The organism is Rummeliibacillus pycnus (assembly GCF_044359855.1).
Lineage (GTDB): Bacteria > Bacillota > Bacilli > Bacillales_A > Planococcaceae > Rummeliibacillus > Rummeliibacillus pycnus_A.
Genome location: NZ_CP132291.1, coordinates 1,727,679 through 1,743,040, shown reverse-complemented (window position 1 = coordinate 1,743,040; position 15,362 = coordinate 1,727,679). Strand labels below are relative to the sequence as shown.

Annotated in this window: 11 protein-coding genes and 2 pseudogenes; 10 read left to right on the top strand and 3 right to left on the bottom strand. The window is 32.5% G+C overall.

The window, feature by feature from the left end; all coding sequences use genetic code 11:
* Positions 1 to 162: 162 nt before the first annotated feature.
* Entirely contained in the window at positions 163 to 390 is a 228-nt protein-coding gene (locus Q8X41_RS08595) for a tyrosine-type recombinase/integrase (protein ID WP_397540231.1), read from the bottom strand.
* 498 nt (positions 391 to 888) lie between these two features.
* Between Q8X41_RS08595 and hsdR the strand changes: the two genes are divergently transcribed.
* The 7 genes from hsdR to Q8X41_RS08560 all read left to right on the top strand — a co-directional run bounded on the left by hsdR (position 889) and on the right by Q8X41_RS08560 (position 10,495).
* The gene (gene hsdR / locus Q8X41_RS08590; RefSeq protein ID WP_397539813.1) at positions 889 to 4,119 is read left to right on the top strand and encodes a type I restriction-modification system endonuclease; all 3,231 of its coding nucleotides are present in this window, start codon (positions 889 to 891) and stop codon (positions 4,117 to 4,119) included.
* A gap of 117 nt (positions 4,120 to 4,236) precedes the next feature.
* Positions 4,237 to 5,661: an N-6 DNA methylase gene (locus Q8X41_RS08585; RefSeq protein WP_397539812.1), complete on the top strand. Its 1,425-nt coding sequence runs from the start codon at positions 4,237 to 4,239 to the stop codon at positions 5,659 to 5,661.
* Complete coding sequence (locus tag Q8X41_RS08580; RefSeq protein WP_397539811.1) at positions 5,654 to 7,120, top strand: restriction endonuclease subunit S; 1,467 nt, start codon at positions 5,654 to 5,656, stop codon at positions 7,118 to 7,120. The genes Q8X41_RS08585 and Q8X41_RS08580 overlap by 8 nt, the downstream gene beginning before the upstream one ends.
* 165 nt (positions 7,121 to 7,285) lie before the next feature.
* Positions 7,286 to 7,864, top strand: coding sequence for a recombinase family protein (locus Q8X41_RS08575; RefSeq protein ID WP_397539810.1), 579 nt, complete (start codon positions 7,286 to 7,288; stop codon positions 7,862 to 7,864).
* Positions 7,865 to 7,934: 70 nt separating this feature from the next.
* Complete coding sequence (locus Q8X41_RS08570) at positions 7,935 to 8,735, top strand: sce7726 family protein (RefSeq protein ID WP_397539809.1); 801 nt, start codon at positions 7,935 to 7,937, stop codon at positions 8,733 to 8,735.
* Between the two features lie 22 nt (positions 8,736 to 8,757).
* A complete protein-coding gene (locus Q8X41_RS08565) occupies positions 8,758 to 9,711 on the top strand; it encodes a sce7725 family protein (RefSeq protein WP_397539808.1) in 954 nt (317 codons plus the stop codon).
* Positions 9,712 to 9,793: 82 nt separating this feature from the next.
* Positions 9,794 to 10,495 (top strand): DNA alkylation repair protein, encoded by a 702-nt coding sequence (locus Q8X41_RS08560; RefSeq protein ID WP_397539807.1) that lies wholly within the window; start codon positions 9,794 to 9,796, stop codon positions 10,493 to 10,495.
* Between the two features lie 578 nt (positions 10,496 to 11,073).
* On the opposite strand, the gene Q8X41_RS08555 is transcribed toward Q8X41_RS08560, so the two are convergent.
* Positions 11,074 to 12,165, bottom strand: a complete 1,092-nt coding sequence (locus tag Q8X41_RS08555; protein ID WP_397539806.1) for a low temperature requirement protein A — start codon at positions 12,163 to 12,165, stop codon at positions 11,074 to 11,076.
* Positions 12,166 to 12,211: 46 nt separating this feature from the next.
* Here Q8X41_RS08555 and Q8X41_RS08550 point away from each other — a divergent pair.
* Positions 12,212 to 12,451, top strand: a pseudogene (locus Q8X41_RS08550) (hydrolase); the annotation flags it as partial.
* A 196-nt stretch (positions 12,452 to 12,647) separates the two neighbouring features.
* On the opposite strand, the gene Q8X41_RS08545 reads toward Q8X41_RS08550, so the two are convergent.
* Positions 12,648 to 13,415: a pirin family protein gene (locus tag Q8X41_RS08545; protein WP_397539805.1), complete on the bottom strand. Its 768-nt coding sequence runs from the start codon at positions 13,413 to 13,415 to the stop codon at positions 12,648 to 12,650.
* Positions 13,416 to 13,529: 114 nt separating this feature from the next.
* Between Q8X41_RS08545 and Q8X41_RS08540 the strand changes: the two are divergent.
* Together Q8X41_RS08540 and Q8X41_RS08535 are read left to right on the top strand one after the other, a co-directional pair.
* Positions 13,530 to 13,770: pseudogene (locus Q8X41_RS08540) on the top strand (MarR family transcriptional regulator); the annotation flags it as partial.
* A 708-nt stretch (positions 13,771 to 14,478) separates the two neighbouring features.
* Positions 14,479 to 15,357, top strand: coding sequence for a helix-turn-helix domain-containing protein (locus Q8X41_RS08535; protein WP_397539804.1), 879 nt, complete (start codon positions 14,479 to 14,481; stop codon positions 15,355 to 15,357).
* The last annotated feature ends 5 nt before the right edge of the window (positions 15,358 to 15,362 follow it).

Here is a 15,362-nt window from a genome sequence, read left to right as displayed (position 1 = left end):
GTTTTAGGATTTTGAATCAGTAACACCCACCGTCTCCATATTACGAAATCATACGATTTCAATGAGTGTCAAAATCCTTGATAAATAAGGTTTTTGGCACTTTTTATATTTCATTGAATTTCAATGAATTTCATTTGAACGTAGTCAAAAACGTATTCAAGTTTAAATGTTAAGATAGCTTTCAAATTTTTGAATAGCTACTTCTTTGGCTTTTTCTGTAACGTGTGCATAGATGTTCATCGTTGTCTTGACATCACTATGTCCTAACCGATCTTGCACTTCTTTAATACTTACGCCCGCTTCAAAAAGTAAGGAGCAGTGTGTATGTCGTAAACCATGTATTATCATATTAGGATCGTATTTGGTTTTGTACACATGATAAAACTCAATTAGTTGTTCACGTGAATAAAAATTTTCTTTCTTTTAGAGCAAATGGATTTGTTTGAAAATAACCACGCTTGATAGCAAAATCTAACACTTTAGCTGCGTATGATTTAATAAGGCAAATTATAGAGGAAAATATACCCTTTTTCTAGAAGTAGAATTTTTTCTTCACGATGTTTTTTATTTCGATGTTGAACTTTGCAAAAATGTTCAAAAATATCACTGATTATAAGAAAAATACCGGTAAAAAAATATTGATTTTATTAAATAGATCGAATAGAAGCGAATAGCAATATACAAAGAATATCTAAATGGATGTTATTACATTATCTTTGATTACTAAATTAAATTTATTAAAAACCATCTAGTAGATGGTTTTTTTCTTTTGCATTTTAATTAAAGATTTTTATTGCTGAAAACCTCTTTTACAAAATGTAGGATATTATGCTAAGTAAATACTGTATAATATACCTATAAACATATAATTTGAAATCGGGTGATGTGATGAATAGTAACTTTATGTTCTTTACAGGACAATGGACCGTACTTAAAAATTTAGGGGAGAGTGCGGAAAAGAATATCTATAGAGACCCACACACAACTATTATGAAATTGAGACTGCTTGGTGAAACTATTGCAAAGTTTATATTAGCAGCTGAAAATGTGACTGAGCCTTATCAAGCAAAACAAGTGGATCGTATCAATATAATGCGAAGAGAAGGAATAGCTGAAGCAGAACTAATTGAAATCTTTGAGACACTGCGTAGAAAAGGAAACTATGCTATGCACGAAGCTGGTTATGGTTCTTCAATAGAAGCGGAAGCTCTTGTACAGCTTGCATTTCGTTTATCGATATGGTTTATGGAAGTTTATGTTGATTGGGATTTTCAAACCCCTACATATCATAAACCAGATCCTGTGCCTGATGAAGAAAAGCTACGACATCAATTTGAGTTACAGCTAAAAGCACTTGAAGCGGAATATGCAGAGAAAGAAAAAGAATTAGAACAACAGTTAGTCAAAGTCGCTTCTAATGCAGAAACAGAAGCACCTGAAAACAAAAAAGAACGTAAACGTAAGTCGAAATTATTTATTAATAAACATCAACTATCAGAAGCTGAAACACGAACAATCATTGATGAACAATTACGTGCTGCAAAATGGGAAGTTGATACAGAACAACTTAACTATCAAAAACATAAAACAGTCCCTCAAAAGAATCGTAATATGGCGATTGCTGAATGGCCGACAAAACATGGACGTGCTGACTATGCCTTGTTCATTGGACTAAAGCTAGTAGGGATTATTGAAGCAAAACCTCAGCGTAAGAATATTCCTGCATCCTTAGATAGTCAAGCGAAAGTATATGCTAAAAACTTGTCTAAAGTAGATGATGAGGAATTTTTACCTGTAAAAGGCGAGTATCAAGTACCTTTTATCTATGCTACAAATGGTCGGCCGTATCTAAAACAGTTAGCAGATGCATCAGGTATCTGGTTCTGGGATGCACGTACCCCACATAAGCACGCACATCCACTGGAAGGGTGGCATTCTCCAGCGGACTTGCAATTATTGCTAGACCAGGATGATTCAGAATCAACAGAATTACTGAATGCTATGGACATTAATAAGTTTGGATTACGCTACTATCAACAAAAAGCCGTATTAGCAGCAGAGCAAACTATCAATGTAGGTCAGCGTAAAATGTTAATTGCGATGGCTACTGGAACAGGTAAAACACGTACTGCAATTGCTTTAATGTATCGTTTAATTGCATCTAAAAAAGCTCGTCGCATACTATTTTTAGTAGACCGTAATCCATTAGGCCAACAAACGATTGATTCATTAAAAGATACAAAAATTGAAGGATTAGCATTCTCGGATATATATAATATAAGTGAATTAGCTAATATGCCGCCAGAAGTTGAAACCCGTGTTCATATTGCTACAGTACAAAGCATGGTGCGTCGTGTCTATTACAATAATGGCGAAGATATGCCGACAGTTGGACAATATGACTTTATCATTGTTGATGAAGCGCATAGGGGCTATACAGGTGACCGTGAAATGACAGAGGAAGAGCTATTATTTACTGACCAAAATGATTATGTAAGTCAATATCGTCGAGTTATTGATTACTTTGATGCAACTGTTTTGGGTTTAACAGCTACACCTGCATTGCATACCACAAAAATCTTTGGTATGCCTATTTATAAATATTCTTATTCAGAAGCTGTTATGGATGGTTATCTTGTAGACCATGAGCCACCGTATCTATTCAAAACAAAACTATCTGAAGATGGTATATCATTTAAGAAAAATGAAGAAGTAGAAGCTTATGATGCAGCGACTGGCCAAATTGTTCTTGAAAAAATGGAGGATAATCTTCGCTTTGATGTAGAACAGTTCAACAAACGAGTTATAACAGAATCCTTTAATAAGGCAATATTAGATGAGCTAACGAACTATATTGACCCTGAGAGCAAAGAAAAAACACTTATTTTCGCTGCAACAGATCATCATGCAGATTTAATTGTACGTTTATTGAAACAATCGTATGAGGAACGTGGTGATGTCGTGGATGACGATGCTATTGTTAAAATTACAGGTTCAATATATAAACCAAATGAAGCGATAAAGAAATTTAAAAATGAAAATATGCCAAATATCGTTGTCACTGTCGATTTGCTAACAACGGGTATCGATGTACCAGCAATTAGTAATATAGTATTTTTACGACGTGTTCAATCTCGTATACTGTACGACCAAATGTTAGGTCGAGCTACAAGATTATGTCCCGAAATTGGAAAGACACATTTCAATATCTTTGATGCTGTTGGAATTTATGATAAATTACAGGCTTATACAGAAATGAAACCAGTTGTGAAGAAGCAAAATCAAACAATTGAACAACTTAGCGATGACTTCCAAAATGCACAAACTGAAGAGGAAGCGGCTTATTTTCGGGAACAACTAGTGGCCAAAATTCAACGTCGTAAGCAAAAATTAGATGATGAAGGTAAACGCAAATTTGAAGAATTATCCCACGGTATTACAATTGATGCTTGGGCTCAGGATATTAAGAGCTATACACCTCAACAAGCACAAAATAATAGTCTATTATTCCAGTATTTAAGTGAATATCGTATAACTGGAGAAAAACAATATATATCCCATCAAGTTGATTATGTCAAGCCAGTTGAAAGAGGATATGGTAAAGGAAATGAACGCCCACAGGATTTTTTAAATGGTTTTGTAGATTATATCAAGAATAATATTAATAAAATACCTGCACTACAAATTATCTGTTCACGGCCAAAGGATTTAACTAGAGACGATTTACGTTCTCTCGTTACTATACTAGAAACAAAGGGATTTAAAGAATCACATTTACAAACAGCTTGGAAACAGACGAAAAACGAGGATATTGCAGCAGATATTATTAGTTTCATCAGACAAGCGGCACTAGGTGAAGCATTAGTAGACCATGAAACAAGAGTTAAAAATGCGATGAATAAAGTGATGTCACTGCATAATTGGAACCCTAGACAGAAAAAATGGCTAGATAGAATTGAAAAACAACTTCTCCAAGTTCCAGTACTAGCGCTAAATCCAAAAGAAGCTTTTCAAGAAGAGCCTTTTGCAAGTAAGGGCGGATATAAAATTATGCATCGTGAATTTGGAGAATCAATTGATAGTATCGTTGAAACGATAAATGATAACTTATATGCTTAATAGTGGGTCCAGCATTTGCTGGGCCTTCTTCATGTAACAGATAGTGCTGCCGTATCTATGATAAAATAAATTTTTTCTATATAATAAAGACGACAATGGAATAATCGGAGGAACAAAATGAATAACCAAGAAATTGTATCAAAACTATGGAACTTATCAAATGTATTACGTGATGATGGTATTACATATCAACAATATGTAACGGAACTCACATATTTACTATTTTTGAAAATGATGAAAGAACAAGATACAGAAAGCATTATTACAGAAGGCTATCGTTGGGATAACCTTGTAGAAAAAGAAGGAATTGAACTTAAAAAGTTCTATCAAAAGTTATTACTAAAATTAGGTGAATCTGAAAATGAAAGAATCCGTCAAATTTATGATGGTGCTTCAACAAGTATTGATGAGCCAAAGAACTTGGAGAAAATCATAAAATCTATCGATGGATTAGAATGGTACAATGCTAAAGAAGAAGGCCTAGGTAATCTATATGAAGGATTACTTGAAAAGAACGCAAATGAAAAGAAATCGGGTGCAGGACAATACTTTACACCTCGTGTATTAATTGATGTTATCGTTGATTTAGTTAATCCACAGCCTGGAGAACGTTGTGCAGACCCAGCAGCAGGAACATTTGGCTTTATGATTGCAGCAGATCGTCATGTAAAAGACCAAACAGATGATTACTTCGATTTAGAACCAGCACAAGCAGAATTCCAAAAGAAAGAAGCTTTCTCTGGTATGGAGCTAGTGAAGGAAACACATAAACTTGCTCTTATGAATGCATTACTACATGATATTGAAGGTCCTCTAGTTCAAGGTGATACATTATCTGCTAATGGTAAATGGATGAAAAACTACGATGTTATCTTAACAAATCCACCATTTGGCACAAAAAAGGGCGGAGAGCGTGCAACACGTGATGACTTAACGTATGAAACATCCAACAAACAATTAAACTTCCTACAATTAATTTACAATGGTTTAAAAGCTGACGGAAAAGCACGTGCAGCAGTAGTGCTACCAGATAACGTATTATTCGAATCAGGTGTTGGAGCAGACATTCGTCGTGACTTGATGAATAAATGTAACTTACACACGATCTTACGTCTACCTACAGGAATCTTCTATGCTCAAGGTGTTAAAACAAATGTATTGTTCTTTACTCGTGGAACATCAGATAAAGATAATACAAAAGATGTTTGGGTATATGATTTACGTACAAATATGCCAAACTTCGGAAAGCGTACACCATTAACAGAAAAACACTTTGAAGACTTCATCGTAGCATACCATGCAGAAGATCGAGATGTTATAACAGATGACCGATGGAACCGTTTTTCACGAGAAGAGATTGCGAAGAAAGATGATAGCTTAGACATCGGGTTAATTGCAGATGATTCATTGTCAGCTTATGATAACTTACCAGATCCAATCGAATCAGCACAAGAAGCGATTGCAAAACTTCAGCAAGCAATGGGATTCTTAACAGAAGTAGTAGATGAATTGCGTGCAATTGAGGTGGATAAGGATGCCTAAGAAGAAACATAGCTTAGATGAAGTAGTATCTCATGCAATTATCGACAGTGAGATACCATATGAACTGAAACAAAATAGTTGTTGGGTGAAATTAGAATCAGTTTGTAATTATATACAAAGAGGTAAGTCGCCGAAATATGTAGATTTTTCAAATGCAAGGGTTGTTTCACAAAAATGTGTACAATGGAGTGGTTTTGATTTATCTGTTGCTAGGTATATTGATGAAACGACTTTAGAAAAATATACAGAAGAGAGATTTCTAAGGAAAAATGATATTCTTTGGAATTCTACAGGTACAGGAACTATAGGTAGATTAGCAATTATTGATTCAGATTTAATTACCCCAACTGTTACAGATTCTCATGTTACTGTTATAAGAGTTAATCCTAAATTAATGGATGCTAGATATTTATTCAGATGGTTATCGGGTCCGTATATTCAAAACATATTAGAAAACTTATGGAGTGGGAGTACAAATCAAATTGAACTAAATTTAACTAGTGTAAAAAATGAAAGAATTCCTTTACTACCGTTAAAAGAACAACAACGAATTGTTGAAAAAGTTGAACGTTTGCTAGGGAAAATTGATGAAGCGAAGCTTTTAATTGATGAAGCGAAGAAAACGTTTGATCTTCGTAAAGAATCAGTATTAATAAATGCATTCAATGGGAAGTTAACAAAAAAATGGCGTTTTAGTAATCGAAGTACACCTATAAATGAAATTTTAGATTCTTTATCCAAAATAAAAGGGTCACCATGCATTGTAGAAATTGAAGAAAATAGAAATATTCCTAGTACATGGAGAAATGTTCGATTAGGCGAAGTTGTCGAAATTAACCCAAAGAAATTAAAAGTTGAATATGAAGATACACAAATATGTTCATTTATCCCAATGTCGGCAGTTGATGAAGTAATTGGAAAGATTCTAGAAATTGAGGAGAGACCATTTTCAAAAGTGAAAAAAGGTTATACATTTTTCATAGAAAAAGATATTTTGTTTGCTAAAATAACTCCATGTATGGAAAATGGTAAATTTGCAATTGCGAAAGGATTAATTAATGGCATTGGATTTGGTTCAACAGAGTTTCACGTATTAAGGACGTCCAAATGGTTAAATGAAAATTATGTTCATTATTTTTTAAGAGCTAGTAAATTCAGATATGAAGCTAAAGCCGAAATGACAGGTGCTGTTGGTCAACAAAGGGTTCCTAAAGAATTCTTAAAAAATTATGTTTTCCCGTTACCTCCAATCGAAGAACAAAATGAAATTGTAAAAATTTTAGATAAAGTGTTTGATAATGAAGAAGAAATAAATAGAATTCTGAACTTAGAAAACACGATAGACATTTTAAAACAGTCTATACTCTCTAAAGCATTTAAAGGACAGCTTGGAACAAATGATTCATCAGACGAAGATGCAATTGAATTATTGAAATCAATATTAAAAGAGCAACTATAGTATAAAGACGTATCCAATTTTGTGGATACGTTTTTTTTTTTTTTGTTTGAGTGTATCATTTGAGTGTACCCATTTGATACGAATAGTTGACTCAATGTTTATGTGGGTTCATAATGTATCATATACATATATCAAAAATAATTTATAGGAGAGAGTGATTTTGATATGAAATATGGGTATGCACGTGTATCTTCAACTGGCCAACACCTAGATGCGCAAATTAAACAATTAAAGGAAAATGACTGTGATAAGATCTTTAAGGAAAAGGTTAGTGGAAGACAAAAAAATAATAGAATAGAATTTCAAAAGTTACTAGATGTTGTTCAAACTAATGACACAATTGTTGTAACAAAATTAGACCGCTTTGCTAGAAGTACAAAAGATGCACTTTCTACTATAGAAATGTTAAATGTTAAATCGGTCAACCTGATTGTTCTTAACATGGGGGGAGACAAAGTAGATACTTCGTCGGCTATCGGTAAATTAATGATAACTGTATTAAGTGGTATTGCTGAGTTTGAAGCTGATATGATAAAGGAAAGACAGCTTGAAGGGATTGAATTTGCAAAAAAACGAGGTGTGTATAAAGGCAGACCAGAAAAATATACTGATAAACATATGGGCTTAAAGCATGCTATCGAACTATTTAATCATCGTGATGAGAACAAATTAACCGTGAATGAGATTGCTGAGATTACCAATGTAAGCAGAGCGACTTTATATAGAAAAGTAAATAATAAATAAATTTATTATTTGGTACATATAATAGTATAAAATAATTATTATAAGACAGTTAAATAAAAGGAGAAAAATGGTGAATAATCAATATCAATATTTAAATCATTATTTCTCTAAGAAGAAAATTATAGAAATAATGAAAAATAATAAGAATAATTGTTTTGAAAGAATAATAGAAGAAATAAGTACTAACTATGAAAATCTATCAAAAAATTATAGAAATGAATATTTTTACAAAAATACACTTTTTAACAAAATGGTTCTAGGAAAATATAGTTTAAATACATCAGCAGCATTTAGTGAAGTTAGAATAGGGAAATCAAAGGCCGATTTTATTATAATAAATCATTTAAAGGGAATGGTATTTGAAATAAAAACAGATCTTGATAATCTTGAACGATTGAGCTATCAGTTAGAAGATTATTATAAAGCTTTTTCAGAAGTTTACGTATTAACTTCAGAAGACAATTATTACCCAGTATATAAATTAGTGAAAGAACTACATGCAAATGTTGGTATTTACATTTTAAATAAACATGGCAGATTAAGCTTGAAAAAATCAGCTGTTCAAGATAATACAAAATTAGAATATGATGCTCTTTTCAAACTGTTAAGGAAAAGTGAGTACGAAAATATCATAAAAAAGTACTTTGGCTCTGTTCCCAAAGTAAAACCTGTCGAATATTATAAAGCTTGTTTAAAATTGTTTAAAACTATAGATCTATTGGAGATACAAAAAAATACATTTTTTGAGTTAAAAAGGAGGAAAAGTGCAATTGGTGTCGAAATGATTAATAAGACACCATTTCAAATAAGATGGCTTGTCTATCAGATGGATTTGAATGTTGAAAAGTATAAAAAACTTTCCGATATTTAACATTTATAATGGAGGCATCGACATGTATTTTCCTTATTTAAGAGGCGGTCAATATGATTTAATAGCACTAAGAGAACTATTACAAAACGATTTATTAAATGAAAATATTATCCCTATCGTAGAACCTACAAAGCTTAGCAGTACATTAGAATCAACTGTTAGAACATTTACTGAGAACAATCAGCAAATGATATTAATATCTAATCCCACAGTTGGAGTTTTAAGAAACCAACTACAGGATGAAGCAACTATTTCGCAATTTTATCATTTGTTCCAAGAAGAAGAGATAACTATTGGACATATTCTTAATGAGGAATCGAGAACACAAATACCAGAATTAATTAGAATGACAGGAGCAGGATTGGAAGACTTGGTAATTATTCATAGAGATTTGAATTTACTACCTATTTACAATGAGATATTTAATGGGGGATTACCAAAACTTAATTTGTTGCCAATTGGTAGAGACTTTAAAAGACATTTAAGTTTATCTGCTTGTGCAATCTTGGAAGATAAATTTCACAAGCTCTCTAGGAATGCTGATTATTTAGAAAATGATATTGAATTCTTTAGCGAAGAACATCTTTTTTATAGACAAGAAGGATATGTGGGTTTTGCTGATTATTCGATTATTGGTGAAGATTATATCGAAGGCGGATTTGCCCCGTATGCAGTTGCATTTCATTTAGTCTTTCCTATTGAAGGAAATAAATTAAATGTAGCACATTTTGTTTCGGATTCAAATGATGATATAGATGACCCAGCTGGAAAGTTTGCTGAAGCTTTATCTAAATTTATTGTTTGGTATGAAGGATACTCAGACGATGAAAGGATAAATACTTTTGCTATAAGAAGATTATTGCAACATAATGATGAAGGTACTTTTCCTGGATTACCAACATTAAAAAAACTTACTATTATGCATCATCTTGAACTTATGGCAAACATAATTGAAATCGAAAATCTTAAAGTATAAAACAAAAAGTGTACTATTATTTATCTTATAAATAATAGTACACTTTTGTTATCAAGATTATACATTTTCTTCAACTCAATAAATGGTACATAAATTCCAGGAGCTTGAAGCTCTTGGCAAGGAACGAACTAAAAAAATATACATTTCCAATGGTGCACATGAGCCACTTTTTGGCGTGGCTACAAGTGCGATGAAGCCAATAGCCAAGAAAATAAAAATCAATCAACCTTTAGCTGAAGAGCTTTATGCCACAGGGAACTACGATGCAATGTACTTTGCAGGCATTATTGCCGATCCACAAGCAATGACTGAGTCAGATTTTGATCGTTGGATGGATTCGGCATATTTTTATATGTTGTCTGATTTTGTGGTAGCAGTAACTTTAGCTGAAGCGGATATTGCACAAGAAATTGCTGATAAATGGATCACAAGTGGTGATGAACTGAGAATGTCAGCGGGTTGGAGTTGCTACTGCTGGCTTTTGGGGAATCGCTCAGATGTTGAATTTTCCGAAAGCAAGATTGCCAATATGCTTGAAATTGTGAAAAATACGATTCACGATTCGCCTGAACGAACGAAATCTGCTATGAACAATTTCCTATTCACAGTGGGAGTTTCATATTTACCGCTCCATGACAAGGCGGTCGAAACTGCAAAAGAAGTAGGTACTGTAGAACTCAAAAAGGACAATGAAAAAAGTAGTTTCCTTCACGCTTATGAAAGTATTCAAAAGGAAGTAGATAAAGGTAGAATTGGCTTCAAACGGAAACATGTAAGATGTTAAACAAGCACCTTAAATAGTGAATAAAATTCTATGATCGAGGGCGTTGATCCAAAATGGATGGATGCCCTTTTTTGTTGAGCTTATTTTACTAACAGAGCATAATATTCAGCGTTTCTATTGGTATCTTAATAAAATCTAATGCACATAAATTTAGAAATTCATACACTTAAACAATTACCTCAAAACATATATACAAAGAAATTAAGAACATACCATTTTGCTATACGACTTAAAATTAGATAAGTGTAACATTTGATAAAAGCTTGAAATTACACTTAATTACAACTAAGTCGCACCTTAAAATATGCGATTTTAATTTTGGTTGCCAGTCACCACCCGATATGGATAAACAGTATGAGCAAGAAATAATTTAAGACCAAAAATGTGTGGCGTATCGTTCTACTATTTTGCAAAACTAACTAAAACCCAGCTACCTTCACATGCGAAGATTAGCTGGGTTTCTTAACTGTTGCTTTGAAATAAAATTGCAATGTTTAAAAAAAGTTGTGAAGCTTACCGCTAACAATTGAAAATTTTATTTTTCGGAGTTGAATCCTATTATAAAACTACCGGATTTTTTAAGTGGTTGTTAATTTAGCATAAATGATAAAAAACAAGGATAATTCCCCCATTATGATAATGTTTGGAACAACCATGATCGAATTAATAATAAAAAAGACTGCTAAAATCCCTAAGAATAACCCTAAATGGTAAATTGTCAAACGGTGTTGTTCATACCTATATTGATGAAAAACAATAGTAGTTGAGATGAAATAGAGCAGTACAGAACTAAATACAAAATATAACATAAATGAATAATAGGCCTCATGTAAATACAACAGCTTAATAGAAGCTGCAATCATGCTCAAAGAAATTAAAATAAACAGATGACCATAAATAATGGTTTGACCTGCTGTTTGGATCGACTTGTTTACCTTCTTTTCTACATTATCAAAATACTGCCACCACATCGAAATAATAAGGATAAATGAAACAATGGAAAATGAGATTGATTCCCAATCACCTTTTTGTGGCTGTAGTACAGAAAGCGTGCTGACGACAGATTCTCCAAAAAGGATTAATGTTAACAATGCAAAACGTTCTAATAAATGAGCAATATTGGTCGGGGCTTTAACCAAATACTTTCGTCCGTAAATAGGCACAATAATATCGACAGCAATTCCTGCATATAACACAGCGTATCGAATCCATGAATCAAAAAAGATAGAGAGAAGTGAAATGATAATCCCAATCCAAAAACGTGTTCCTAAAAACCAGGCTGCCTTTTTTCTATACCCTTCTTCCAATCTTTGAACAACAAGATATTGAATCGCTGTTAGTGTTCTTATTCCAATATAGCCAATAAGAAAAGAGAGATAGTATTGATCAAAATCAACCGATAAGCTGGAAATCAAAGTAAGGACAAACAACATTTGAAGAATCATTAATAAGCGTTGATGCAAAAAATCTTGTCCAAAGCGATTAATAAACAACGTTTGTCCAACCCAAGACCACCATATTGGGATAAACATTAGAGCAAACTTCAATAAATATTCTGGATGTATGTACCCTTTTTCAACATGAAGTAAAACATGAGTAGTAGTTGCAACAGCTGCTACAAATAGCAAGTCAAAAAAGAGTTCTAACCACGTAACTTTCTTTTCCTCCATTTTCAGCACTCCTTTGTTGCCCTAATGGACTATAGTATTATAAAAGTATGAGGTGTTCGTTGTATCCGATGCATCAGGAACTTTCAGTAAACAAGTTGCAGATGCTGCCCTTATGCGTATGGTTCAGGGGGGCTAATTAATGAACTGGTTTAATGTTGCAGCAGAATTACAACATGACTGGTGAAATGATGTTGAAGGCTATGAAGCATTACTTGCTAAACATCTTCCTAGTTATCAAAATGTCATCGGAAGCTATATGGGAGCTCAAAGAGATTCTAGCAAGTAAAATAACTCAATTAGTAATGGTTACCCCTTTACATGTAGTTAATTATCCTCATTAACAAACGCGGATTTCATACGAAATTCACGTTTTGTTGATGCCCCGCCTATGTGCAGTAAAGAGCGAAAAGTCCTGTGCCTTCTTTATTTAATGATAGTGTAAGTAAATTGATTCCACCTAATCATATTTACTTAACCTTTTTTTATTTAACCTCTTTATACGAAGGATAAGGAAGTACACTTGGCACCTGAATGAGAATTAAACGAGTATCCTCGTTGACATCCGCTTCGATTTTTAAAGAACAGAGTTTAACAGCTTCGCATACTACGAATACTTGTGGCATCACGGATTTTGTTTCAGTTTCGAAATGCCAATGTGATTGTCCTTCCACAACAAGCCCTGCAATAGAATAACCTTCAGGTATAACGTGTTCAAACTTTTGTCCAGCCGAAATCGTGACATCCCACATTTTAGAGTCAGCCACTAAATGAACGGGAGAATTCTCGTCAAGAATGGTTTTAACAGTGAAACCATCCTTATTTATAATAGGAAGTTCATGCTCCTCATAATCTGTATATTTAGGAGTAGCGTAATTCGATTCGCCCATAAATGGCTCAAACCATATTTGAAATCCAGAAGCACCTTTTTTATATTTCTCAGAATGTTGAACCCCACTCCCTGTTTGCATGACTTGTAAATCACCAGTGTTGAGAGTTTTTTCATTTCCTTGTGTATCTTGATGATGCACACTACCATTTAGAAGATATGAAATGATTTCAAAACCTCGATGAGGATGAAGCGGAAGAAAAGCATCTTCCTTTGCCTGAAACCACGCCCAATAAAATAGCGTTCCAATACGCTCTACAGCTGATCCTTCACCTGGAAATCCAATGGGCTTTTGTTCAACAAGCTTTCCTCCATCAAATCCCCCCATTACCTGTTGATCTACTGAAAAAATACGAATAGACATTCACCATCATCCTTTCTTTTTAAAAATAGGACCGATTTATATCGGAAACATAATTTCTACCATTACTTCCCGTACCTGATAGAGTATAGCATCATGAAAGGTAATTTCAAACAAGGAGAGAATCTATTTGACCAAATCACTCAACTGTTAAGCAAAATGAAAGAGTTGGGCTGGATTAAACGGGAACAGGAATGGAAAACAAAATATCTTTCATTGAATGAGAAAGGAAAAGAGTTATTTCATAAAGTGGTTCTGATACCGATACAAGAACGATTTCAGACATCATAATTTTGCGAATTGAATCGAGAGGAGAAAAAAGCAGCTTCTTGACTTACTTAGAAAAATTCAAAAATAAACAATTTTTAGAGTATAAATTTGGGGGCCAGTCACCAACCGGAATTTGTAGAAAACATGTATGTATGTATGTATGTAGAAAAGAAGATTGACAATCATTTGAAATGATTAGGACAATCTTGTATATTTTCCTCATTGTAATCCCATATTCAAACAACGCAAATAAATGATCAGCACCCCCTGGTACGATGAACGTATCAATAAAGTAGGTGCTTTTCTATTTCCCAACCAAAACTGCAACAGAGTGTAATAACCTTAGCTGTTAGGATAAAATTTGATATTTTCCAGCTATTACTTTTGGAATAGTACAAAATAACTTTAAAATGATTAGTAAACGAATATATGTGATAGAATTAACTGTAAAATAAATTTTTAGACTGTTTAGAAAAAATAAATGATTCATAAAAAAATCCTCCTTTAATAATGTGGAGGATTTGAATAAGGACTATTATGATTGGGGTTACAAAAGAAAAGATAGTAATCAAAAAAACAAAATCTTAGTATTCTGCAAAAAACCAGAAAAGTTGAATAGTTGATGAAGTTAGTAATAAAGAAGCTGCAACTAAAAACTTAACGAAAGTAGATTTCTTTTTCATCGTCTTATCATTCCTTCCTTTTATGTTATATAGGAAATTATAATGGATAAAATGTAATTTTAATAAAGTGTAAAAAAAATGATACAAATTTCTTGAAATAAGAGGGTTAGAAAATGGAAATAGGTCAAGTAATTAAAAAAATACGTACTAATAAAAACATTACACAGCAATCACTAGCTAATGCTATTGGCATGACTCGGCCATATATTGCTCGAATCGAATCAGGAAAAAATAGTATTTCATCAGATAAGCTTACTGAAATATTGGAATATTGCAATGTGTCTTACAATGAGTTTTTCTATATTAAAAATGATTATAAAAAATCATCAAAAATGAATGACTATAATGATGTAATAAAATTATACTATGAAAAGAATTTAGAAGAAATTTCAAAAATAAAAAATGAAGCGGAAAAGAAATATGAAGAAAATGCCGATATCTTTTTAAGACATTTATATATTTTGTGTCATTGTATGGAAAATGATTTGGATGTAAATAAAATAAATAAAGAATATATTAAGGAAATGGCTGATTATTTATTAAGCATTGATGATTGGTGCTACCATGAGTTGGTTGTATTAAATAATTTCTTATTTTTATTTCCTCCATCTACTGCTTTTTTAATGTCAAAAAATTTATTAAAATATGCAGACAAATATAAGGAATTGAATTCAGATACAAAAGTATTAAGCTATTTATTATTTAACCTTCTAGAATTAAGTATAAAAAATAATGAGTTTGAATCTGCTAAAATGTTATTAAATGCTACTAAAACATATACATCGAAGAAAACAGAATTTTTCGAACTATCATTATCGCTATTTTATGAAGGAATGATTAATATAATAGATGATTCTATAATAGAAGGAATTGAAAAATGCAATAAATCTTTGAATATATTTGAGACTTTAGGTAACGAGTATTTTTATACAAAATTAAAAGAAGACTTAGACAATCTATTAAAAAAGAAGCTGGCTACAAATAAAAAATAGCGTAT